Source organism: Janthinobacterium sp. YR213 (genome assembly GCF_900099875.1).
In the GTDB taxonomy this organism is placed as follows: Bacteria; Pseudomonadota; Gammaproteobacteria; order Burkholderiales; family Burkholderiaceae_D; genus Janthinobacterium; species Janthinobacterium lividum.
Genome location: NZ_FNDA01000007.1, coordinates 141,501 through 164,114, shown reverse-complemented (window position 1 = coordinate 164,114; position 22,614 = coordinate 141,501). Strand labels below are relative to the sequence as shown.

At 63.3% G+C, this 22,614-nt stretch carries 28 protein-coding genes; 13 read left to right on the top strand and 15 right to left on the bottom strand.

What is annotated here, in order from left to right; all coding sequences use genetic code 11:
- Positions 1-9 precede the first annotated feature (9 nt).
- From BLT98_RS26015 to BLT98_RS25995, 5 genes are all read right to left on the bottom strand, one after another.
- Positions 10-462, bottom strand: a complete 453-nt coding sequence (locus BLT98_RS26015; RefSeq protein ID WP_092612888.1) for a hypothetical protein — start codon at positions 460-462, stop codon at positions 10-12.
- A 44-nt stretch (positions 463-506) separates the two neighbouring features.
- On the bottom strand, positions 507-1,988 hold the full coding sequence (locus BLT98_RS26010) for a hypothetical protein (protein ID WP_092612885.1): 1,482 nt from the start codon (positions 1,986-1,988) through the stop codon (positions 507-509).
- Positions 1,985-3,469 carry a hypothetical protein gene (locus tag BLT98_RS26005; RefSeq protein WP_139179380.1) on the bottom strand — a complete coding sequence of 495 codons (1,485 nt, stop codon included), beginning with the start codon at positions 3,467-3,469 and terminating at the stop codon, positions 1,985-1,987. Before BLT98_RS26005 ends, BLT98_RS26010 begins: the two co-directional genes overlap by 4 nt.
- Before the next feature lie 126 nt (positions 3,470-3,595).
- Positions 3,596-4,078 (bottom strand): D-glycero-beta-D-manno-heptose 1-phosphate adenylyltransferase, encoded by a 483-nt coding sequence (gene rfaE2, locus BLT98_RS26000; RefSeq protein WP_092612879.1) that lies wholly within the window; start codon positions 4,076-4,078, stop codon positions 3,596-3,598.
- A gap of 44 nt (positions 4,079-4,122) precedes the next feature.
- A complete protein-coding gene (locus tag BLT98_RS25995; RefSeq protein ID WP_034785368.1) occupies positions 4,123-4,362 on the bottom strand; it encodes a DUF3717 domain-containing protein in 240 nt (79 codons plus the stop codon).
- A gap of 134 nt (positions 4,363-4,496) precedes the next feature.
- On the opposite strand from BLT98_RS25995, the gene BLT98_RS25990 reads away from it, so the two are divergent.
- The 8 genes from BLT98_RS25990 to BLT98_RS25955 all read left to right on the top strand — a co-directional run bounded on the left by BLT98_RS25990 (position 4,497) and on the right by BLT98_RS25955 (position 9,765).
- Positions 4,497-5,435, top strand: a complete 939-nt coding sequence (locus BLT98_RS25990; RefSeq protein ID WP_034784860.1) for a hydrogen peroxide-inducible genes activator — start codon at positions 4,497-4,499, stop codon at positions 5,433-5,435.
- 77 nt (positions 5,436-5,512) lie between these two features.
- Positions 5,513-6,367 (top strand): 4-hydroxybenzoate octaprenyltransferase, encoded by an 855-nt coding sequence (gene ubiA, locus BLT98_RS25985; protein WP_092612876.1) that lies wholly within the window; start codon positions 5,513-5,515, stop codon positions 6,365-6,367.
- Positions 6,368-6,475: 108 nt separating this feature from the next.
- A complete protein-coding gene (locus BLT98_RS25980) occupies positions 6,476-6,832 on the top strand; it encodes an ElaB/YgaM/YqjD family protein (RefSeq protein ID WP_034784857.1) in 357 nt (118 codons plus the stop codon).
- Between the two features lie 67 nt (positions 6,833-6,899).
- Positions 6,900-7,286, top strand: coding sequence for a phage holin family protein (locus tag BLT98_RS25975; protein ID WP_034784855.1), 387 nt, complete (start codon positions 6,900-6,902; stop codon positions 7,284-7,286).
- Positions 7,283-7,630 (top strand): hypothetical protein, encoded by a 348-nt coding sequence (locus BLT98_RS25970; protein ID WP_092612873.1) that lies wholly within the window; start codon positions 7,283-7,285, stop codon positions 7,628-7,630. Before BLT98_RS25975 ends, BLT98_RS25970 begins: the two co-directional genes overlap by 4 nt.
- Before the next feature lie 214 nt (positions 7,631-7,844).
- A complete protein-coding gene (locus tag BLT98_RS25965; protein WP_092612870.1) occupies positions 7,845-8,402 on the top strand; it encodes a DUF3455 domain-containing protein in 558 nt (185 codons plus the stop codon).
- 92 nt (positions 8,403-8,494) lie between these two features.
- Positions 8,495-9,052 (top strand): sigma-70 family RNA polymerase sigma factor, encoded by a 558-nt coding sequence (locus BLT98_RS25960; protein WP_092613087.1) that lies wholly within the window; start codon positions 8,495-8,497, stop codon positions 9,050-9,052.
- Positions 9,049-9,765, top strand: coding sequence for an anti-sigma factor (locus BLT98_RS25955; RefSeq protein ID WP_092612867.1), 717 nt, complete (start codon positions 9,049-9,051; stop codon positions 9,763-9,765). The genes BLT98_RS25960 and BLT98_RS25955 overlap by 4 nt, the downstream gene beginning before the upstream one ends.
- Here the strand turns inward: BLT98_RS25955 and proC are convergent, their stop codons facing one another.
- Both proC and BLT98_RS25945 read right to left on the bottom strand, forming a co-directional pair.
- Positions 9,766-10,596, bottom strand: coding sequence for a pyrroline-5-carboxylate reductase (gene proC, locus BLT98_RS25950; RefSeq protein ID WP_092612864.1), 831 nt, complete (start codon positions 10,594-10,596; stop codon positions 9,766-9,768).
- A 22-nt stretch (positions 10,597-10,618) separates the two neighbouring features.
- Positions 10,619-11,320, bottom strand: a complete 702-nt coding sequence (locus tag BLT98_RS25945) for a YggS family pyridoxal phosphate-dependent enzyme (protein ID WP_092612861.1) — start codon at positions 11,318-11,320, stop codon at positions 10,619-10,621.
- A gap of 70 nt (positions 11,321-11,390) precedes the next feature.
- Here BLT98_RS25945 and BLT98_RS25940 point away from each other — a divergent pair, with 70 nt between their 5' ends.
- The 4 genes from BLT98_RS25940 (at position 11,391) to BLT98_RS25925 (ending at position 16,362) form a co-directional block, all read left to right on the top strand.
- Positions 11,391-12,434, top strand: a complete 1,044-nt coding sequence (locus BLT98_RS25940) for a type IV pilus twitching motility protein PilT (protein ID WP_070258779.1) — start codon at positions 11,391-11,393, stop codon at positions 12,432-12,434.
- A 3-nt stretch (positions 12,435-12,437) separates the two neighbouring features.
- The gene (locus tag BLT98_RS25935) at positions 12,438-13,577 is read left to right on the top strand and encodes a PilT/PilU family type 4a pilus ATPase (protein ID WP_170846501.1); all 1,140 of its coding nucleotides are present in this window, start codon (positions 12,438-12,440) and stop codon (positions 13,575-13,577) included.
- A 1-nt stretch (position 13,578) separates the two neighbouring features.
- A complete protein-coding gene (locus BLT98_RS25930) occupies positions 13,579-14,064 on the top strand; it encodes a glutathione peroxidase (protein ID WP_092612859.1) in 486 nt (161 codons plus the stop codon).
- 186 nt (positions 14,065-14,250) lie between these two features.
- Positions 14,251-16,362 (top strand): putative bifunctional diguanylate cyclase/phosphodiesterase, encoded by a 2,112-nt coding sequence (locus tag BLT98_RS25925; RefSeq protein ID WP_092612856.1) that lies wholly within the window; start codon positions 14,251-14,253, stop codon positions 16,360-16,362.
- Here the strand turns inward: BLT98_RS25925 and glcF are convergent.
- The 3 genes from glcF to BLT98_RS25910 are packed head-to-tail and all read right to left on the bottom strand — an operon-like array spanning position 16,355 to position 20,177.
- Positions 16,355-17,593 (bottom strand): glycolate oxidase subunit GlcF, encoded by a 1,239-nt coding sequence (gene glcF, locus BLT98_RS25920; RefSeq protein WP_092612853.1) that lies wholly within the window; start codon positions 17,591-17,593, stop codon positions 16,355-16,357. The genes BLT98_RS25925 and glcF overlap by 8 nt on opposite strands.
- Before the next feature lie 6 nt (positions 17,594-17,599).
- Positions 17,600-18,670 carry a glycolate oxidase subunit GlcE gene (gene glcE / locus BLT98_RS25915; RefSeq protein ID WP_092612850.1) on the bottom strand — a complete coding sequence of 357 codons (1,071 nt, stop codon included), beginning with the start codon at positions 18,668-18,670 and terminating at the stop codon, positions 17,600-17,602.
- A gap of 16 nt (positions 18,671-18,686) precedes the next feature.
- On the bottom strand, positions 18,687-20,177 hold the full coding sequence (locus BLT98_RS25910) for an FAD-linked oxidase C-terminal domain-containing protein (protein ID WP_092612847.1): 1,491 nt from the start codon (positions 20,175-20,177) through the stop codon (positions 18,687-18,689).
- A 151-nt stretch (positions 20,178-20,328) separates the two neighbouring features.
- Here BLT98_RS25910 and BLT98_RS25905 point away from each other — a divergent pair, with 151 nt between their 5' ends.
- Positions 20,329-20,883 (top strand): cob(I)yrinic acid a,c-diamide adenosyltransferase, encoded by a 555-nt coding sequence (locus BLT98_RS25905; protein ID WP_034784827.1) that lies wholly within the window; start codon positions 20,329-20,331, stop codon positions 20,881-20,883.
- 63 nt (positions 20,884-20,946) lie between these two features.
- Here the strand turns inward: BLT98_RS25905 and BLT98_RS25900 are convergent, their stop codons facing one another.
- From BLT98_RS25900 to BLT98_RS25880, 5 genes are all read right to left on the bottom strand, one after another.
- A complete protein-coding gene (locus BLT98_RS25900) occupies positions 20,947-21,135 on the bottom strand; it encodes a hypothetical protein (RefSeq protein ID WP_034749095.1) in 189 nt (62 codons plus the stop codon).
- A 96-nt stretch (positions 21,136-21,231) separates the two neighbouring features.
- Positions 21,232-21,432 carry a hypothetical protein gene (locus BLT98_RS25895; protein WP_070258768.1) on the bottom strand — a complete coding sequence of 67 codons (201 nt, stop codon included), beginning with the start codon at positions 21,430-21,432 and terminating at the stop codon, positions 21,232-21,234.
- Between the two features lie 86 nt (positions 21,433-21,518).
- The gene (locus BLT98_RS25890; RefSeq protein ID WP_070278226.1) at positions 21,519-21,710 is read right to left on the bottom strand and encodes a hypothetical protein; all 192 of its coding nucleotides are present in this window, start codon (positions 21,708-21,710) and stop codon (positions 21,519-21,521) included.
- A gap of 31 nt (positions 21,711-21,741) precedes the next feature.
- Complete coding sequence (locus BLT98_RS25885; protein WP_034784825.1) at positions 21,742-22,122, bottom strand: glutaredoxin family protein; 381 nt, start codon at positions 22,120-22,122, stop codon at positions 21,742-21,744.
- Positions 22,123-22,203: 81 nt separating this feature from the next.
- Positions 22,204-22,389, bottom strand: coding sequence for a hypothetical protein (locus tag BLT98_RS25880; protein WP_034784824.1), 186 nt, complete (start codon positions 22,387-22,389; stop codon positions 22,204-22,206).
- Positions 22,390-22,614: the final 225 nt, after the last annotated feature.

Sequence of the window (22,614 nt, the reverse complement as noted above, 5' to 3'; positions counted from 1 at the left end):
GGCGTGTTCTTAGCGGCGGCTGGAGGTAAATGTCAGCAACAGGGCAACCAGGCCCACCAGCACCAGCGGTCCCATGAACAGTGGCGCAAGGAATTTATGCGCGTTCACGGCGGCCAGCACGACACCGGTCGCCAGGCTGGCCAGGAAGATGAACAGCCACCAGCCCGAGGCATTGGCCTTGTTCGGCGGCACGCGCTTGGCCACCAGGCCATTCGCGTAGGCATTCTTGGCAAAGAAAAAGGCGATAAACAGCAGCAACAGCACCACGCCGCCGACCAGGGTGTCGCGCGACGAGGTATCGGTCGTCCCGGCCGCATCGAACGCGGGCGCCGGTTCCGTGGTGGCCGTGGTGGTGGCGGCGCTGGCCGCAGGTGCGTCCGTGGCCGGCGGTGCGGATGCCGGGGCCGTTACCGGGGCCGGCAAGGTAAAACCTGCGTTGTCTTTGGGAGTGTCTTGCGCCATGGTATGCCTCTGTTAAATGGAAGGAATTTTTAAGGAATCTGTGTTCAGGCCAGGGTCAAGGTATGGCCTTCGGCCACGCGCACGACGGCCGGCTTGCCCAGGCCCCGTTTGAGTTCGCCAATGTCGCGGCCGTCATCATCGCGGATCTGCACGCTCTTGAACGGTTTTAATAACACTTGCCGCTGCACGCCGTCGGCCAGCACCTTGTAGCGCGTGGCGCGCGTGCCGACCAGGCCCAGCGCCAGCAAGCCCAGCACGAGCGCCAGCACGCCGCCCAGTATCACCAGCACGGGCAGCAGCGGATACTGTATGCGCACCAGCAACGGTATCGTTGCCTGCGACGCGCGCACGCTGTCGGGCGGCGTAAACATGCTGGATATCGGGTCGCCCGGAAACAATTCCTGCAAATCCTTGCCAAAGCTGGACGACAGCGCCAGCCGCTGTTCCAACAGGCCCACCTGGGCCTGCATGGGCAGCATCACCTGCTTGCCCATGGCGGCGATCGCCTGCGCCGACCACGGCGACGGAATTTGCGCCATCGGCAGCGCAAACTGTACCTGCACGGACTGGCTGGCGCCCGGCTGCAGCTGGCGGATTTGATCTGGCGCAACGTGCAAGGGCGCGTTCTGCCCGGCCAGGCTGGCGTGCACCCTGGCGCTGTCGATCACGTACGGGAAAAACATGTTTTGCAAGGACGCCTGCAGCACCACTTGCGGCACCAGGTTCGCCGCATCGACGTCGAGCACGATGGTGCGCCCGTCGCGGCCCAGGCTGGCGTGTACGTTGGCGCTGTTCTTGACGGACTGGGGCACGATGCGCACGGCATCCTGGTCCACCGGTTTCAGGCGCGCGGGCGGGCGCGTCAGCACTTGCGACAGCCGCCCTTCGGCCAGGATGCGGGTCAAAGCCTCGGACGCCGGCTGGCCATACGCCAGTGCATACACCATCAAGCCCCTGGCGCTGTACAGCTTGCCCTGCACGGGCATGCGCAACGGAAACACCACCGTCTTGGTGATCGACGGCTCCAGATGCAGCAAGCGATAAAAGTCGCGGTTGCGCTCGGCCGTCTGGCTATCGTTGTTCGGGCTGTTCTTGTTATTCGTAAAGATCCACACGATGCCGGACGCGGACTGGAACGGCCCTGTGATGGTTTTTGTCACGGCTTCCTGGAAATCCGTGTCGGCCAGCGCGCCGCCGGCGCTCTTGCGCGCCAGGCCGAGATTGGCCAGCTGGCCCGCCACGCCGGCGCCGCCCTGCCCTTGCCCCAGCAGCGACGGCGACACGTGCGCGCCGCTGCTCTGGCTGAAGGCCAGCGTGTAGACCTTGTCGGACGGGCTCGTCGCGGCCTGCGCCACGGCGCCCACCAGGGCTTTCAGTTGCGAATGTTCATCCGTGTAAAACGGCTCCATCCAGCCCGAGTTTTGCACGAGAAACGCTTGCTGGATGCCGGCCGCCTGCACGCTGGCGCTGGCGCTGGCGAAGGAGAGGAAGGCGGCGCCGGCCGCGATCAGGGCGCGCGCTTTCATGCCTGCAAGGCCCAGCCATCGATGCGCGACAGCAGCGGGTGGTACGCCCACAAGGTGCCTTCATGGACAAACAGGCGCACGCGCCACGGCTCGCTGACGGCAAAGGTATGAAACACGGTTTCGCGCAACTCGTCGTCCTGTACCAGCTGGGCCGCCAGGCGCTCGTTCGAACGCAGCACGCTCGACAGGCCGGCGCTGGTGGCAAACTTCACGCCAAAGACGCTGCTGCCGGCCCCCGACTCCAGCAAGGGCATGACAGCCTGGTTCTTGCCGCCATCGTCGCCATGTTCCGGCTCTTCCCACGGCGCCGTTTTCAGCTTGGTGGCGAAGCGGTAATTGAAGCTGCCTGAACACAGGCGCGGCGCCAGCGCATCGGCCCGTTCGGACTGCGCGCCCAGTTTCACGTAGACATAGGTGCCGCGGCCACGCTCGAAGCACAACTGCCACAGGCCGCCGTCGCGCGACACGTACGGGCTGCCGAATTCGAAATGCGGCACCAGCCCTTCGGGCCAAGGCGTAAACGAAGCGGCCACGTTGCCGTCCGGCTGCAATTGCAGGCGCAGCTGGCCATTGGCGCAAGGCCACACGGCCATGCGGTTGTAGGCCACGGGCGCGCTGACGGTACCCAGCTCAACCACGCCGTCGAGCAGCACATCGCTGCCCGGCTTTTGTTGCGCATCAAGGTTGACGAAGCGGATGCGGCCATCGTCGTCGCGCAGCGGCGCCCACAAACGGTTCTGGAACCAGACGGGCGCGGCCGCGCAAGGCGCGCCGCCCACATGCTCGACCACATAGGTGAGCGAAGGCACGTCGGGGCGGATGCAAGCGAGGCCATGGCTGGTCGGCAAGACCAGCACGCTGTTGAACTCCGGCACCAGCTCGGCGCGCCAGGCGCCGTGGGCCAGGTCCGATTCGGCCAGCAAGCTGCCATAGTCGGGGTCCAGCGCCAGCCAGCGTTTCGAGGCGGGCAGCCAGGCGTGCAAGACGGCCTTGCGCGGGTCGAGCGCCAGCAGCGCAGGCGCGCTGGTGCCGAACTGCGCGGAAAAGAATTCGTATTCGCCGGGCGGCGGCATGGGCAGCGAGGCATCGGCCTGCGCATGCTCTTCGCGCGCGCGCTGGTCGGCCAGTTTCAGGGGCACGCTGGCCTGGCGCAAGCCGGCCGGGCCCGCTGGCGGCACGTCGCTGACGGGATATGCGCCGTAGGGCGGCACCCAGGGCGGCGTGGCGGCCGTGTCGGGCGGCATTTGCAAGGCCGCGCCCGAGGCGGGGTCGAACGAAAATTCGGGCGGAAATTGCCGCACGGGCGCGCCGGCGGCTGCGGGCAGGCGCCGCGCGAGCATCAGCTTGCCGATATCGGCATGGCTCACCAAGGGCGAGACGTTCTGGCCGTCCGCGCTGCGCTGCATGCTCCACGCGCCATCGTCATCCACGTGCCAGGCGCCGGAGGGCAGTGGCCAATCCCCAGAAGTTTTATGATCCATTTATTTTCTATGACAAGCAATGCATTCAGACGGTGGAACGTGCTGGGGCTGACGAAACGAGGTCGCAGCCCTAGCAGTTCTCATAGTAACGTCTTTTTATCTGTATGGAAACATTGACGAGCTTCCTCAGCCCTGCTGCGTCCGCACTTTCGTCAACAGCTTGGTGGTCGAACGGTCGTGCTCGAAATCGATGACCACGGCCTGGCCGCCATACGCCAGCACGGCCTTGCCTTCCGGAATGGCCGCCATGTCGTAGTCGCCGCCCTTGGCATAGATTTCCGGTTCGATGTCCAGCACCACTTCCAGGGCGCTGTCTTCCGAGAACGGCACGACCAGGCTCACCGCTTCCAGCGCAGCCAGCACGGCCATGCGGTCTTCGCAGCTGTTCAGGGGGCGGTCATCGCCCTTGCCCAGGCGTTTCACTGAAGCATCGGTATTCACGGCAACGATCAGCGAGGCGCCCAGCGCGCGCGCCTGTGCCAGATACGTTACGTGGCCACGGTGCAAAATGTCGAACACGCCGTTCGTCACCACCACCGGTTTCGGCAGGGCCGCGGCGCGGGCGCGCAGTTCGTCACGGCCGCACAGTTTGTTTTCAAAATCAGGCATGGATATCTCTTGTTGGGTTAAATAGGGTGACGATACGGTCACGCTCAGGCGTGACTATCGCCTTGGATGCCGCCGGCATCCCGGCGCCAGGCATCGATCAAGGCCACGACTGCCGGGTCCAGCCCTTCTTCGGCGATGCGATCTTGCCGATAGTAAATCATCAGCGCATACACGCCGGCCAGGCGGCTGACGGACGGCGACAGCGCATATTCATTGCCGCGCGCCGGTTGCCTGGCACGCCAGTAATTGATTGCCGCTTCCAGCGCCTGCAGGTGCAATTCCATCGCCATCTCCCTTCGCTGCCCGGTCCCGCATTATAGGGGGCGATCCGCTACAATACGCCATCGGCGCCACAGTTTCACGTTTGCGCCACCTTTCATTCATTGCAAGTAAGCACTTCCTGTGTTTCAATCAACCTATGACACTGACTGAACTGAAATATATCGTTGCAGTCGCGCGAGCGAAGCACTTCGGCCATGCCGCCGAAGCTTGCTTCGTTGCCCAGCCCACCCTGTCAGTGGCCATCAAGAAACTCGAGGACGAATTGGGCGTGGTCCTGTTCGAACGAGGCGGCGCGGAAATCTCCGTCACGCCACTGGGCGCGCAGATCATTGCGCAAGCCGAGCGCGTGCTGGAACAGACAGCCGCCATCAAGGAACTCGCCAAGCAAAACAAGGACCCGCTGGCCGGCCCCCTGCGCCTGGGCGTGATCTACACGATCGGCCCCTACCTGCTGCCGCCGCTGGTCAAGGCCATGATAGACCAGGTACCGCAGATGCCCTTGATCTTGCAGGAAAACTTCACGGTTCGCCTGCTCGAATTGCTGCGCCAGGGCGAACTGGACGTGGCCATCATGGCCCTGCCCCTGCCCGACCACGGCATGGCCATGCAGGAACTGTATGACGAACCGTTCGTCGTCGCCATGCCGCGCCAGCATCCGTGGACGGCGCGCGACAAAATCGCCGCGCAGGACTTGAAATCGGAAACCATGCTGCTGCTGGGCAATGGCCACTGTTTCCGCGACCAGGTGCTGGAAGTATGCCCCGAAATGGCGCGTTTTTCCTCGCCCGGCAACGGCATGCAGCGCACGTTCGAAGGTTCCTCGCTGGAAACCATCCGCCACATGGTGGCCAGCGGCATCGGCCTGACGGTCTTGCCGCGCGCCTCCGTTGCCAATATGCACGCCACCGACGGCATGCTCGAATACCGGCCCTTCGCCGCCCCCGTGCCATCGCGCCGGGTGGTGATGCTGTGGCGCAAGAGCTTTACGCGCAAGGCCGCCATCGACGCCCTGTGCGCAGCCATCGCCAGCTGCAACTTGCCGGGCATTACGCCGCTCTGCGAGGACGAAGACTAGCGCCCCAGGCGCAAAATAGTACATTTACATACTATTTGCGATAATCGACCTTTCTCTTCAACAAGATCGAGTCTTCCATGAACAAGCTGGCGCTGTATTTCCGCCTGATACGGCTGGACAAGCCTATCGGTACCGTATTGCTGCTGTGGCCTACCCTGTGTGCGCTGTGGCTGGCGCAGCAGGGCGTGCCGGACTGGCGGCTGCTGCTGATCTTTACTCTTGGCACTTTCCTGATGCGCTCGGCAGGCTGCGCCATCAATGACTACGCCGACCAGGATATCGACAAATTCGTCAAACGCACGGCCGAGCGTCCCATCACCAGCGGACGCATCAGCGGCAAGGAAGCGCTGGCCGTGGCTGGCGTGCTCGCCGTCTTGGCCTTTTGCCTGATCCTGCCCCTCAACGCGCTGACCAAGCAGTTGTCGGTGGCCGCCGTCATCATCGCCGGCACCTATCCCTACTTCAAGCGTTTCTTTGCCATCCCGCAAGCGTACCTGGGCATCGCCTTCGGCTTCGGCATCCCCATGGGCTTTGCCGCCATCACGGATGCCGTGCCCGCCGTCGCCTGGCTGCTGCTGCTGGGCAATGTCTTCTGGGCCGTGGCCTACGATACGGAATACGCGATGGTCGACCGCGACGACGATCTGAAGATCGGCATCAAGACCTCGGCCATCACCTTCGGCCGCTACGACGTGGCCATCGTCATGGCCTGCTATGCCGTTTTCCTGCTGCTGTGGCTGGCATGCGGCTGGTACCTGGGCTTGCGTTACTGGTTCGTGGCGGGCTTGCTGGTGGCGGCCGGCTGCGCCGTTTACCACTACACCCTGATACGCGCACGCGAGCGTATGCCGTGTTTTGCGGCATTCCGGCATAATAACTGGCTAGGAGCGGCGGTGTTTGCGGGCGTGGTACTGGACTTTGCTTTCCGCTAAGCAAAAACCCTTGCGCCACGGCAGCCCTTGAGGCGGCGCAAGACAGGCCTGGCCGCAGCTGCCTACACTGGTATTTCACTGTGCAGTTTCACTTCCATGAGGTAATACATGAGCTCGATACATACCGGAAAATCCAGCAGCGACAGCATCCTCGCCGACGCCGACAAGGCCCGCGACAAACTGGTCGGCGACCTGAAAACCGTCATCAATGAAGCGGAAGGCTGGCTCGATGGCGCCAAGGATCAGACGGGCGAGAATGTCAAAGCCGTCAAGGACAAGTTCATCGCCACCCTGGAAACGGCCAAGAAAGACTTGATCAAGCTGGAAGAAGATTTGCTCGAACGTACCAAGCAGGCGGCCAAGGCCACCGATGAATACGTGCAGGACAATCCATGGAAAGCCGTGGGCGCGGGCGCCGTCATCGGCGTGCTGTTCGGCCTGCTGCTTTCCTCGTCACGCCGCTAGATAGTAACGACGCAGTACCGACGCAGCACCGACGGCGCAGGCCGTCTCCTGACGCGAAAGGCAGCATATGGCTATCTTGCACCATGTCGCCCAAGTCGCAGCGACCCTCGCCGCCATCGTCCAGACCCGTCTGGCCCTGGCGGCCGTGGAAATGGAAGAAGAGTCGCTGCGCTTCCTGTCCTATCTGGCGCTGGCCATGCTGGCACTGCTGTGCCTGTTTGTCGGCCTGGTCTTGATCGTGTTCCTCGTCATCGTGCTGTTCTGGGATACGCACCGCATCGCCGCCATCGCCATCACGGCCGCCGTCTTCATCGGCGCCGCCATCGCCACCCTGCTGGGCGTGCGCGCCAGTTTCCGCAGCAAGCCGAAACTGCTTTCTTTTACACTTTCCGAACTGAACAAAGACCTGGACGAGCTGCAGCTGCTGGCGCGCCGGGGATCGGAGCGGCCATGACCACGCATCCCACCAAGTTATCGCATGTGCACACGGCCGCCAGCCTGGCGCAGCGGCGCGACGCGCTGCTGGCCGAATGCGCGCTGCAGCGCCTGGCCCTGGGCGTGCAGACGCGCCAATTGCTGGAGCCTTTAACGGGCGGCAATCTGCGCCACACCTTGGCCACGCGCTTTAAAATTCCCCTGATGATAGGGGGCGCCGTGCTGGGTTTGCTGCTCGTGCGCCCGCGCCGTTTCCTGCCGCTGCTACGGGCCAGCGGCGCGCTGCTCAAGCACGCCACCACCGCCATGCCCGTCGTGCTGGCCCTGGCGCGGCGTTTCAGCAAGAAAGAAACGCCAGACTAACAACGCCTAACAAAACCGTAGCGAGCGGAAGGAAGTTGTGGTCGAGAAGCGCAACTGTACGAAGGTACAGTGAGCATCGCAGGCCGCAAAATACGACGCGCAGTAGGTTTTGATAGGCGTTCTAGAATATTTTTCTCTGGCTGCATCCAAATGGTAAGCCCATGCGTAGTAATGGTATCAACCAGCCGGTTGAGCCAACTACCAGGAGTTCGCCATGCTTGCCACCATCGCCCCACGCCATACCGCCCCTTCGCTCACCGTGCTGTGCGCCGCCCTGCTCGTGGCCGCCTGTGCCCCCATGAGTGCCCGCTATTCGCAGGAACAATTACCGAATGCCGTCAAGGTGCCCGATGGCCACCAGGTAGCCATGCAAACGGTGGGCGTGGGCAAGATCGCCTACGAATGCAAGGCCAAGAAAGACATGACGGGCCATGAATGGGTCTTCGTGGGCCCGGACGCGGCCCTGAACGACCGCAGCGGGATGCAGGTCGGCACGTATGTCGGCCCACCCGCCACCTGGGCCAACCTGGATGGCTCGAAAGTGACGGCGACGCAAGTGGCCGTGGCGCCGGCCGGCGCCGGCAACATCCCGTATCAGCTGGTGAAAGCCAACCCGGCCACGGGCAGCGGCGCCATGCAGGGCGTCAGCTACATCCAGCGCGTGGCCACCAGCGGTGGCGTGGCGCCAAGCAGCCCCTGCGGCATGGAATCCGTCGGCACCAAGCAATGGGTGCCCTATCAAGCCGACTACATTTTCTGGAAGGCCGCATAAATCAGTGAAAGCGACGGTTGGCAAGCGGGTTTCTGGCCTATACTCGGCCTTGAAAACTTGCTAACCGTTTACTCTTGACGATTGCGCCAACCTTGCCAACGCTAGCCGCCCCTTACGATTACGATGCCGCCCTGCGCGCCTGCGCCCGGGGCGAGCAGCAGGCATTGCACGGCCTGTACCAGCAGGAAAGCCGCTACCTTCTGGGCGTGGCCCTGCGCATCGTGCGCCAGCGGGCCCTGGCCGAAGACGTGCTGCACGACGCCTTCCTGAATATCTGGCGCCGCGCCGGCAGCTTCGATGCCACGCGCGGCAGCGGCAAGGGCTGGATCTATGTGGTGGTGCGGCACCAGGCGCTGGACATGGCGCGCGCCCGCGCCCATGAACTGTCAGCCGACGAGGATACCGTGGAAACCCTGCTGCACCAACGCCAAGGCCACGACGCGGGCGAGGCCTATGCCGACCAGGCGGACCTGGGCAAGCTGCACGATTGCCTCGGCCACCTGGATGAAGCCAAGCGCAATAGCATCCTGTACGCCTACGTCGATGGCTGTTCTCACAGCGAAATCGCGCAGCGCCTGCAAGCGCCGCTGGGGACCGTCAAAGCCTGGGTCAAGCGGGGCCTGGCCGCCTTGCGGGAGTGCATGGGATGATCAACAGCGACGAGGAATTGCACAGGCTGGCCAGCGAATATGTGCTGGGCACATTGGCGCTGGCCGAACGCGCTGAAGTCGAACAGCGCTTGCCGCGCGATGCCGCCTTGCGCGACGCCGTCGATGCCTGGGAACAGCGCTTGCTGCCATTGACCACCCTGGCGCCGCCCGAAACACCCTCGGCGCAACTGTGGCCGCGCATCAGCGCCAGCCTGTTCACGCCGAAAGCCGTGCAGCAGGCGGGCGGCTGGCAAGCGTGGTGGAACAGCCTGGCCTTCTGGAGATTGCTGGCCGGCGGCGGCCTGGTAGCGACAGCTGTGCTGGCCGTGCTGGTCAGCGTGCAGCTGCAAGCGCCGGGCGGACCCGGTTATCTGGTGGTGCTGGTGGCGCCGCAGGATAAATCGCCGGGCTGGATCGTGCAGGCGGGTGGACGCGGCGGCAAGAACCGCGACCTGAGCCTGATCCCGCTGGGCCCGACAAACGTGCCGCAGCAAAAAGCCCTGCAATTCTGGACCAAGGGCAAGGATTGGGGCGCGCCTGTCTCGCTGGGCCTCGTCAAGCCGGGGCAAAGCCTCAAGCTGACCCTGGATAAGCTGCCGCCGCTGCAAGCCGATCAACTGTTTGAAATCACCCTGGAGCCGGAAGCGGGCTCGCCAACGGGGCGGCCGACAGGACCGATTTTATACATAGGCCGCGCCGTCAAGGTGATCTAATTACTTCGACAGCTCGTCACCCATCTCGCGCCCCCGTTGCGCGGCCGCCTTGATGCCCTTGACGATGGCCGCTTTCACGCCGCTCTCTTCCATGCTGGTGAGCGCCGCATACGTCGTGCCGCCCTTCGACGTGACGCGCTCGCGCAGCAAGGACACGGGCTCGCTGGAATTGGCCGCCAGTTGCGCGGCGCCCGTAAAGGTGGCAATCGCCAGCTGCGTGCCCTGCTCCGGCGTCAAGCCCAGTTCGGCGGCCGCCTGCTGCATCGCCTCGATAAAGTAAAACACATAGGCGGGGCCGCTGCCCGACACGGCCGTGACGGGGTCGATCTTGGCTTCGTCATCGAGCCAGACGGTCTGGCCGACGGCGCGCAGGATGGCGTCCGCCATCTTCTTCTGCTCCTCGCTCACGCCGCTGCTGGCCACCATGCCCGTGATGCCCATGCCGATCAGGGCCGGCGTGTTCGGCATGCAGCGCACGATGGCGGGGTAGTCGCCGAGCCAGCGCGACAGGTCGGCCGCGCGGATGCCGGCCGCGATCGACAGGATCAACGGCGCCCTATCCCCGTCGAGGAAAGGCAGCAACTGGGCCGCCACTTCGCGCATGCTTTGCGGTTTCACGGCCAGCACGATCACATCCACGCCGCGCAATGCCTCGCCCGCGGAAGCCGCCGTCGTGACGCCGAATTGCGCCTGCAGTTTTTCCAGCGCCGGCGCGTGCGGGTCGATCACGTGGATATTGCCGCCCAGGGTCAATTTGCCCGCCAGGCCCGCGATCAGGGCCGCCGCCATGTTGCCGCCGCCTACAAAGGCGATATTCAATTCTGTCGTCATGGTTATACTTTCTGTCAATCAGTTAGGAATAGTTGCGGGAGCCGAAGATGGCGCTGCCCACGCGCACGATGGTGGCGCCCTCGAGCACGGCGGCGCGCAAGTCGGCCGACATGCCCATCGACAAGGTATCGAGCGCCAGCCCTTCGGCATTCAATTGTTCGTACAGCACGCGCAATTGCGCAAACGCAAGGCGTTGCAGGGTGATATCCGTTTCCGGTTCGGGAATGGCCATCAGGCCGCGCAAACGCAAGCGCGGCAGCTGCGCCACGGCGCGCGCCAGGGCCGGCAATTCGGCCGGCGTCACACCGCTCTTGCTGGCCTCGCCGCTGATATTGACTTGCAGGCAGATATTCAGGTCCGGCAAGCCGGCCGGGCGCTGTTCGGACAGGCGCGCGGCGATCTTTTCCCGTTCCACCGTGTGCACCCAGTCGAAATGCTCGGCGATGGGGCGCGTCTTGTTGCTCTGGATGGGGCCGATGAAATGCCAGGCCGGTGCTTGCTGCGGTGCGGCTTCCTTCACAAAGGCAATCTTGTCGAGCGCTTCCTGCAGATAGTTTTCGCCAAACGCCGCCTGGCCCGCGCGCATGGCTGCCAGCACGGCATGCGCGCCGAAGGTCTTCGAGACGGCCAGCAGGGTCACGTCGGCCGGCGCGCGCTGCGCGTCAGCGGCGGCCTGCGCAATACTGTCGCGCACGGCTTGCAAGTTCTGTTCGATTGTGGACATAATCATTTTCTAGTGTATAGGGGCGGCGGCACAGTGCGCCAGCCCATCAATGCAGGCACAGGGATTATAAATGGACATCTCCGAACTACTCGCTTTCTCCGTCAGCAACAAGGCTTCCGACTTGCACCTGTCTTCCGGCCTGCCGCCGATGATACGGGTCAACGGCGACGTGCGCCGCCTGAACGTGGCGCCGCTCGAGCACAAGGAAGTGCACAGCATGATCTACGACATCATGAACGACAGCCAGCGCAAGGCGTATGAAGAAGCGCTGGAATGCGATTTCTCGTTCGAGATTCCCGGCCTGGCCCGCTTCCGCGTCAACGCCTACAACCAGGAACGCGGTGCCTCGGCCGTGCTGCGCACGATTCCGTCGAAGGTGCTGACCCTGGAAGAACTCAACGCCCCGCGCATCTTCGGCGAACTGGCCATGCGTCCGCGGGGCCTCGTGCTGGTGACGGGACCGACGGGCTCCGGCAAGTCGACCACCCTGGCGGCCATGGTGAACCACGTCAACGAGCGCCTGAACCACCATATATTGACCATCGAAGACCCGATCGAATTCGTGCATGAACCGAAGAAATGCCTGATCAACCAGCGCGAAGTGGGTTCGCACACGCATTCGTTCAGCAATGCGCTGCGCTCGGCCCTGCGCGAAGACCCCGACGTGATTTTAGTGGGCGAGTTGCGCGACCTGGAAACCATCCGACTGGCGCTGACGGCGGCCGAGACGGGCCACCTCGTGTTCGGCACCCTGCATACCTCGTCGGCGGCGAAATCGATCGACCGCATCATCGACGTCTTCCCCGCCGAGGAAAAGGAAATGGTGCGCGCCATGCTGTCCGAATCCTTGCAAGCCGTCATTTCGCAGAACTTGCTGAAAACCAAGGATGGCGCGGGCCGCGTGGCCGCGCATGAAATCATGCTGGCCACGCCGGCCGTGCGCAACCTGATCCGCGAAGCGAAAGTGGCGCAAATGTATTCGGCCATCCAGACGGGCAGCAATGTGGGCATGCAGACCCTGGACCAGTGCCTCACCGACCTGGTGCGGCGCGGCACGATCTCCGCGGAAACGGCCCGCTCGGCCGCCAAGGCGCCTGAAAACTTCCCCGGATAAGCCATGCAGACGACGCACGAACACTATGGCGCCATGCACGCGCTGCTGGCGCAGATGCGCGCACGGGGCGGCTCGGACCTGTTCATCACGGCCGGCTTTCCGCCCGCCATCAAGCTCGACGGCAAGCTGACGCCGCTGGCGGAAGGCGCGCTCGACGCGCAGCAATCGGCCGGCTACGTGCGCGCCGTCATGAACGAACGCCAGGCGGCCGAATTCGCGTCCAGCCGCGAAGCCAATTTCGCCATCAGCCCGGAGGGGCTCGGACGTTTCCGCGTATCCGCCTTCGTGCAGATGGGCCAGGCAGGCATGGTCTTGCGCTTGATCAATACCGCCATCCCCACGCTCGATGGACTGGGTTTGCCCCCCATCCTGCAAGACATCGTGATGAGCAAGCGGGGCCTCGTCATCATGGTGGGCGCCACGGGCTGCGGCAAGTCGACCACACTGGCGGCCATGGTGGGCCACCGCAACGCGCACAGCCACGGCCACATCATCACCATCGAAGACCCCGTGGAATTCATCCATCCGCACGGCAACTGCATCGTCACCCAGCGCGAAGTGGGCGTCGATACGGACGACTGGGCCACGGCCCTGAAAAACACCCTGCGCCAGGCGCCCGACGTGATACAGATCGGCGAAATACGCGACCGCGACACCATGGACCACGCCATCGCGTTTGCCGAAACGGGCCATCTGTGCCTGGCGACCTTGCACGCGAACAACGCCAACCAGGCGCTGGACCGCATCATCAATTTCTTCCCCGAAGAGCGGCGCCAGCAATTGCTGATGGACCTGTCGCTGAATTTGAAGGGCATGATTTCGCAGCGATTGATTCCCAGCAAGGATGGCGGCGGACGCAAGGCGGCGCTGGAAATCCTGCTCAATTCGCCGCTGATGAGCGACCTGATCTTCAAGGGCCAGGTGCACGAGATCAAGGAACTGATGAAAAAATCGCGCGAGCATGGCATGCAAACCTTCGACCAGGCCCTGTTCGACCTGCACGAAGGGGGCGCCATCAGCTATGAAGACGCGCTGCGCAATGCGGACTCCGTCAACGACCTGCGCCTGACGATCAAACTCAAGGGCGCAACGGCGCCGGAACCGCCCCCGCAAACGGGCGCCACCAAACTGGGACTCCTCTGACATGACCAGCATCCACGATTTCCAGGCCGAGGCGCTCGACGGCACGCCGATCGACCTGGCGCAATACAAGGGCAAGGTGCTGCTGATCGTCAATACGGCCAGCGCCTGCGGCTTCACGCCGCAGTACCAGGGGCTCGAAGCGCTGTACCGCGAATTTCACGACCAGGGCCTGGTCGTGCTGGGTTTTCCCTGTAATCAATTCCGCCAGCAGGAACCGGGCTCGAATGCGGAGATCGGCGCCTTTTGCGAGAAAAACTTCGGCGTCACCTTCCCCCTGTTTGGCAAGGTCGACGTGAATGGCCCGCATACCCATCCCCTGTTTGCGCAATTAAAACAGGCGGCGCCCGGCATATTGGGCACGCAGTCGATCAAATGGAATTTCACCAAGTTTTTGGTGCGCAAGGATGGCAGCGTCTTTCGCCGCTATGCGACGGCCAGCAAACCGGCCAGTCTGGCAGCCGACATACGGCAATTGCTACAGGAGTGAAAAATGCAATACTTTGATTTAAGACAACAATCATGCGAAATCTATAAAACCGTATTTATTTCATGCCTGATATCAATATTGTGTTTCAAATAGCAAATATCGGTGATAATGTTTACATAATTATTCGCAGATATCGATCAAAAAACGATGCCAGTCTTTGGGAAAATATTATCTTCATGGATGCGGATGGGTAGTTATTCCCGCCTCTTCATCCCTATTACCTTCCTGATACTCGCCGTTTCCGCTGTACGCTATCACGCCCTGCTGGGTACGGAAACGGCGCTGGCCAATGCGCGCTACCAGAGCGACGCCCGGCAACTCGACCTGTTCCTGGCCAATAGCGTGCTGCCGCTGGCCGTGCATACGGACAGGCATGCGATGCACGACAGCGTGCAGCAAGCGCTGCGCAGCGCCCTGCCACTGAACCGCAGCCTCGCCTCCGTGCGCTGGGATACGGCTGGCGGGCATGTCGAAGTGCTGGCCGACAACAAGCTGAGCGATGCGCTGGCCGACGGCGTGCCGGCGTGGTTTGCGCGCCTGGCGGGCATGGCGGCCATCCGCAGCCGCCTGACGGTGGCGCTGCCGGACGGCGGCGACGGCATCCTCGACCTGCACTACACGCCCGGCCGGCCCCTGGCCCAGGTGTGGCAAAGGGTGCGCGAGCAGGCCGTGCTCAGCACCATCAATATCGTCCTCGTCTTCCTCCTGCTGGGCTTGATCCTGGCCTCGCACCGCAAGCTGCTGGCGCGGCTCGTGCAAGCGACGGACCGCTTTCGCGATGGCAACTTCGCCGTGCGCCTGGCGGCTGGCGCCACGCCCGAGGCGCAAGCCGTGTCGCAGTCGTTCAACGGCATGGCCGGCGATATCGAAGAACTGCTGACCTCGCTGAAAACCAGCCAGCGCCAGCTGGGCGAACAGCTGAACGAAACCGTGCACATGCAGCAGGCGCTGCAAAAGCTGTCCTGGCAAAACTACAATGATGTGCTGACGGGTCTACCCAACCGTGCCGCGCTGGCCGCCCGCTTCGAGCAGGAACTGTTCCTGGCGCGCGAACGCCAGCGCCTGCTGGCCGTCTGCCTGTTCGACCTCGACCATTTCCAGGCCATCAACGACCGCTACGGCGCAGAAGCGGGCGATGAAATCCTCAAGCAGGTGGCCGGTCGCCTGCACGCCTTTACGGGCCAGATCCATTACGCGGCGCGCCTGGGCGGCGATGAATTCGTCTTGCTGCTGTGCGGCCAGGCCAGCATCGCCAGCATCGAACAGAACATCACCCAATTGATGCAGGAACTGAGCCGCCCCTATCATTGCGACCAGCAGGCGCTGCACATGACGGCCAGCGTCGGCATCGCCGTCTACGCGGGCAAGGACTTGAATACGGAAAGCCTGCTGCGCCACGCCGACCACGCCGTCTACCAGGCCAAGCTGACGGGGCGCAACCAGTATCACTTCTTCGATACCAATCTCGATGAGGAAGTGCGCACCCACCACAACCAGCGCACGGAAGTGCGCCAGGCCCTGATCAATGGCGAACTGCGGCTGTACTACCAGCCCAAGGTGAATATGCGCGCCGGCACGGTGGTGGGCATGGAAGCGCTGCTGCGCTGGCAGCATCCACGCCGCGGCGTGCTGGCGCCCGCGCAATTCCTGCCGCTGGTGGAACAGACGGATCTGATCATCGACATCGGCGAATGGGTGCTGCGCCAGGCCCTGTGGCAAATGCAGCGCTGGGTCGCTTGCGGCAAGCACTGGGTGGTCAGCGTGAATATCGCGGCGCGCCACTTCCAGCAACCGGACTTCGTCTCGCGCCTGGAAACCATTCTCGGCGAATTTCCCGGCGTGCGCGCCAGCATGCTGGAACTGGAAATCCTCGAATCGTCGGCCCTGCACGACATCGAAGACGTGCGCCGCATCATCCGCGCCTGCCAGGCGCTGGGCATCACGTTTGCCCTCGACGATTTTGGCACCGGCTACTCGTCGATGTCGTATCTGAAACGCCTGCCGGCGAATATCGTCAAGATCGACCAGAGCTTCGTGCGCAACATGCTCAACGACCGCGACGACCTGCACCTGGTGCGCGCCGTCATCGGCCTGGCCCGCTCCTTCAGCTTGACGGTGATCGCCGAAGGCGTGGAAAGCGTCGAGCATGGCGCCCGCCTGATCCAGCTGGGCTGCGACCTGGCGCAAGGCTACGGCATCGCCCGCCCCATGCCGGCCGACGCCGTGCTGGAGTGGGCCAACAATTTCATCCCTGCGCCGCAATGGCGCATCGCGCAATACAACGAAGTGCCTATTTGACCGGGGTCAAGGCGGAGTCGATCAATTCGATCCAGTGCCGCACGGGGGTCTCCGTGCCCGACTGCAGGTGGCTCAGGCAGCCGATATTCGCCGACACGATCATCTCCGGCTCGCACGCTTCCAGGTTCGCCACCTTGTTGTCGCGCAGCTGCTGCGACAGTGCCGGCTGCAGGATCGAATAGGTGCCCGCCGAACCGCAGCACAGATGGCTGTCGGCGCACAGGCGCACGTCGACGCCGACGGCGCGCAAGACCTGCTCCACCTTGCCGCGCACCTGCTGGCCATGCTGCAGGGTGCATGGCGGGTGGTACGCCACTTTTTTGCCGATGCGCCCTTTCAGCAGCGCCACCAGTTCCGCTTCGAAGGCCGGCATGATCTCGGACAAATCGCGCGTCAGTGCGGCGATGCGCCGCGCCTTCTCCGCATATTGGGCATCGTGCGCCAGCAGGTAGCCATATTCCTTCACCGTGGCACCGCAGCCGGACGCCGTCATGACGATGGCTTCCGCGCTGTCCGCGCAGTCTACATAGGGCCACCAGGCGTCGATATTGCGGCGCATGTCGTCCAGCGCCGCTTCCTGGTCGTTCAAATGATGGCGCAGCGCGCCGCAGCAGCCCGCCTTCGGCGCGACGATCAGCTGCACGCCGAGCGCATCGAGCACGCGCGCCGTGGCCGCGTTGATGTTCGGCGACATGGCCGGCTGCACGCAGCCGTCGAGCAGCAGCATGGTGCGCGCGTGCCGGCGCGCCGGCCATGCGCCAGCGGCGGCGCCGGGTCGCAATTTATCCTGCAAGCTTTTCGACAGCAGCGGCCGCAGCGCCTGCCCCGCCTTGTACACGGGCGTAAACAGCCAGCGGCGCGGCAAGGCTTCCTTCAGGGCGAAGCGCAAGGCCCGTTCGCGCAAGGGCCGCTGCACGCGCTGCTCGACGACGCTGCGGCCGATGTCGACCAGGCGACCGTACTGCACCCCGGATGGACAGGTGGACTCGCAGTTGCGGCAGGTCAGGCAGCGGTCCAGGTGCGTCTGCGTCTTGGCGGTGACGGGCGCGCCTTCGAGCACTTGCTTGATCAGATAGATGCGCCCGCGCGGGCCATCGAGTTCGTCGCCCAGCAGCTGGTAGGTGGGACAGGTGGCCGTGCAAAAGCCGCAATGCACGCAGGCGCGCAAAATGGCTTCGGCTTCGTCGCCTGCCGGCGTATTCTTGATGAAATCGGCGAGATTGGTTTGCATGCGCGCTCAATACATTCTGTGCGGGTTGAAGATGCCGGCCGGGTCGAAAGCCTGCCGCAGGCGCTGGTGGATGGTGGCCACGGCCGGCGCCAGCGGGTGGAACACGCCCACGGCCTTGTCGCCGCCGCGGAACAGGGTGGCGTGGCCGCCGGCGGCCGCCACGGCCTGGCGGATGTGCCGTGCGCCATCGGCATCGGCGCCGCCATCGAGCTTCAGCCAGCGCTGCGCCCCGCCCCACTCGATCATCTGGCGCCCCTTCAAAATCATGGCGCTGGCGTGCGGCGGCAACGACAAGCGCCACAGGCTGCCCGCGCCAGTAAAGAAATCGTGCGTTTGCTCGCGCACGGACAGCCAGAAGGCGGCCGCGTCTTCGGCTGCCAGCAGCTCGCCTTTCAAGGATTGCAGGGCCGCCGACACGGCCGCCTCGGCGCCGGACAGGCGCACCGTCAACACGCCGTCATGCCAGCAGCTGGCCGATATCGGCAGCGGCTTGCCAGCCCATTCATTGAGCATGCGCAAGGCGGCGATTTCCGCACAGGCCACGCGAAACGTCGCTTCGCGCAGCGGCAAGGGCAGCACTTTCAGCGACACTTCCAGGATCAGGCCCAGGGTGCCCAGGGACCCCGCCAGCAGGCGCGAGACATCGTAGCCGGCCACGTTCTTCATGACTTGCCCGCCAAACGCCAGGCGCTCGCCATGGCCATCCATCAGCACGGCGCCCAGCACAAAGTCACGCAAGGCTCCTGCGCTGGCCCGGCGCGGGCCGGACAAGGCGCTGGCGACGACGCCGCCCACCGTGGCGCCCTGGCCGAAGTGCGGCGGCTCGAATGCCAGCATCTGGTTGCGCGCGGCCAGCGCCGCCTCGATTTCCGCCAGCGGCGTGCCGCAGCGGGCCGTGATCACCAGCTCCGTCGGTTCATAGTCGATGATGCCCGCATACGCGCGCGTATCGAGCACCTCGCCTTCGAGCTGCTGGCCATACCAGTCTTTCGTGCCGCCGCCACGCAGGCGCAAGGGACTGCCCGCCGCGCTGGCCGCCAGGATCCGCTGCCTGAATTGTTCCGCTATCGCTTGCAAAGGAGTCTCCGGAAAATTAAAAACGGGGCAGGTTGGCGAACGGCAGCCGCCCCGCCGTCACATGCATCTTGCCGAATTCGGCGCAGCGGTTCAAGGTGGGAATCGCCTTGTCCGGGTTCAGCAAGGTATGGGGATCGAAGGCGCGCTTGACGGCAAAGAAGGCATCGAGTTCGGCGCGCGTAAACTGCACGCACATGGAATTGATCTTTTCCATGCCCACGCCATGTTCGCCCGTGATGGTGCCGCCCACGGCCACGCACAGGGCCAGGATGTCCGCGCCAAACGCTTCGGCGCGCTCGAATTCGCCGGGCATGTTGGCGTCGAACAGGATCAGGGGATGCAGATTGCCGTCGCCCGCGTGGAACACGTTCGCGCAGCGCAAGCCATGCGTCGCTTCCATGCCGGCGATACCCGTCAGCACTTCCGCCAGGCGCTTGCGCGGGATGGTGCCGTCCATGCAATAGTAGTCGGGCGAGATGCGCCCGGCGGCGGGAAAGGCGTTCTTGCGGCCGGACCAGAATTTCATGCGCTCCGCTTCCGACTGCGAGACGGCGATGGCGCTGGCGCCCGCCCCTTCCAGCACGGCCGTCATGCGGGCGATTTCCTCCTCCACTTCCTCGTGCGTGCCGTCCGCTTCGCACAGCAAAATGGCGGCAGCGTCGATGTCGTAGCCGGCCTTGACGAATGGTTCGACCATGCGCGAAGAAGTCCGGTCCATCATTTCCAGCCCGGCCGGAATAATGCCGGCCGCGATCACGTTGGCAACCGCATTGCCGCCCGTGACGACGTCGTCGAACGATGCCATGATGACCCTGGCCGTGGCCGGTTTCGGTATCAGTTTCACGGTCACTTCCGTGACGATGCCCAGCATGCCTTCGGAGCCGATGAAGACGGCCAGCAGGTCGAGGCCCGGAGCGTCCAGGCATTCGCCGCCCAGTTCCAGCACGTCGCCATCGATGGTGACGATGCGTACGCGCAGCACATTGTGCACGGTCAAGCCGTACTTGAGGCAATGCACGCCGCCCGAGTTTTCCGCCACGTTGCCGCCGATGCTGCAGGCGATCTGCGAAGAAGGATCGGGCGCGTAATACAGCGCGTGGGGCGCCGCCGCTTCGGAAATGGCCAGGTTGCGCACGCCCGGCTGCACCACGGCCGTGCGCGCATACGCATCGACGCGCACGATGCGGTTCAAACGCGCCGTCGACAGCACCACGCCATCGGCGATCGGCAAGGCGCCGCCCGACAAGCCCGTGCCGGCGCCGCGCGGCACGATCGGCACCTTCAACGCGCGGCAGACGCCGAGGATGGCGATGACCTGTTCTTCCGTATCCGGCAAGGTCACCACCATCGGCAGCTGGCGGTAGGCGGCCAGGCCATCGCATTCATACGGGCGCGTATCTTCCGCGTCGGACAGCACGCAGCGGGCCGGCAGCACGGCCAGCAGGGCCGCGACGACGGCTTGCTGGCGCGCGGCGGTCAATCCGGATTCAGGGGCAGCATTGAGCATAAGATGGAGGGCAAATGGGCATGGGCGTGCAACGATTGTAAGCACAAAAGTGGCGCGCGCCGCATTTTTTGTCCGATTTGCCCGCAAATCCAGGGCCAGGCGGCGCGCGGTGTCGTATGCTGCCCCCATTCTTCTTTACAGGATCGACATCATGGGCAACCGACTTTCGAAAATCGCCACGCGCACGGGCGACAATGGCAGTACCGGCCTGGGCGACGGCAGCCGCACCAGCAAGGACAGCGCCCGCATCCACGCCATGGGCGACGTGGACGAACTCAATTCGAACCTGGGACTGCTGCTGTGCGAAGCCATGCCCGACGCCTTGCGCGACGAGCTGGTGGCCATCCAGCACGATCTGTTCGACCTGGGCGGAGAAATCTGCATCCCCGGCTACCAGCTGATCAAGGAAGAGCACGTGCTGCGCCTCGACGACCTGCTGGCGAAATACAACGCGGACTTGCCGGCCCTCTCCGAATTCATCCTGCCGGCCGGCTCGCGCGCCGCTTCGCTGGCGCATGTGTGCCGCACCGTGTGCCGCCGCGCCGAGCGCAGCATCGTCGCGCTGGCCAATGCGGAACCCCTCCACGAACATCCGCGCCAGTACGTAAACCGTCTGTCGGACCTGCTGTTCGTGCTGTCGCGCGTACTCAACCGCTTTGCCGGCGGCAGCGACGTGCTGTGGCGGCATGACCGCACGCGGGGATGACATAAAAAACGGCGATGCCTGTCAAACCGCATCGCCGTGCTTTACCAGCTGGCAGGGTGTTACTCAGCCGCAGGCCTGAAGACACACTTTATTGGCGCGGACGCATGAAGGAACACTGAACTCCATGACACAGGCATCGAGCGCCATATAGCACTCGGACTGGCATTCGGAAATGTCGGCGGTACTACTGGCCATCGCATACGAGGCGCTGACGCCCATGGCAAACAAAAAGAAACCCAGCTTTTTGAACATACACACTCCTTTTTGGAAATGAGAGACTGCAGGACGGATGAGTTGATTCGGCCGGCCTGGCCAGGAGACTGGCAGACGCAGACCGGCAATCATTATTTACGGCAAGTATGGATCGCAGCTCTTATTGCACATCTGGTGAATCTTGAAGCAAGCTCCTGGCGCCCTCGGATGGTCCGTCATGCACTGCGCCAGATCGTCCTCGCACTGCGCGTAGCATTCCGGCTCGCCGCCGCCAGCGATGGCATACGAGGCGCTGACGCCCATGGCAAACAAAAAGAAACCCAGTTTTTTAAACATTGGTACTCCTTTGTGGAAATATCAGACGATGAGCAACATCCATGGCGCGCCGTCCCTTACGCGTCATCCATAAGTGCCTCCGCGCGTCAGTTATGCGGCGGGCGCAGGCATTCCTTCTGGCAAGCCTGATAATTTTCCATGCAGGCCGGCTGGCCGAATTCCACGCAATCGAGCAGGTTGCGTTCGCAGACAAAGGTGCAGTCAGGGCCACCGGCATGGACACTGAAGGACAGCGCAGCGCCGGCGGCAAACAGGAAAGCGGCAATCTTTTTGAACATGGTGAGCCTTTCAAGTTGACAAGTTGAAACGTCAGATTTTCTTCAGCGCCGCTTCCAGCGCGCCAGTATTGAAACCCTGGATCTTGCGGTTGCCGATCAAGACCACGGGTACGCCGCCGCCGCCGAGTTCTTCATGGGCTTTTCTCGCTTCCGGTGATTTCTCGATATCGAGATCGACGAATTCGATCTTGTTTTCCTTGAAATACGCGCGCGTCTTGGCGCAATAGCCGCACCAATCCGTACCGTACAGCACCACCTTCGCCTGGGCATTCGGGAAATATGCGGCGTAATTACCCTCGGTGTAATTCGGCTTGAGCAAACCGGGCAACAAGGACAGGCCATACCCGCTGCCCAGGCCGGCGGCCAGGATCAAGCCATACATGGCGATGGTTTTAATTTTTTTCTGCATCATAAGTATTGTCAGAGGCGTCAATGATCGAGGGCGGCCGGCCTAGCGTGCGCTTGCCGGCCGCCTCGCAATGCAACATGGATATCAGGCGCCGATTTGGCAGACTTTCAGGCAGGCTTTGTAACTGCCTATGCAAAAGGGGGATCTGTCGCCGTTCATCATCGTGCATTCCCGCAATTCCTCTTCGCAGCTGGAGCAGCCGATATCCGAAGCAATGGCATAGGAAGCACTCAATCCCACGGTAAAAATAAATGCGGCAATCTTTTTCATTTACTACTCTCCATGTGAGCTATTGCACCAGGCAATCGCGTCAGACCAGTCGTAAGAAATTTCATCTTTGCTTGCTACAAAATCGAATATAGACCGCACTTATTTTAGAGTCAACGTTTCCTTTCGATAAATTTCCAGTTTGGAAAATATATCGGGACAGCCCATGAAATGTGGAATTTGGAGAGATTGAAAGGCGCCAAACGTCTATACAATATTGGCGCCGCA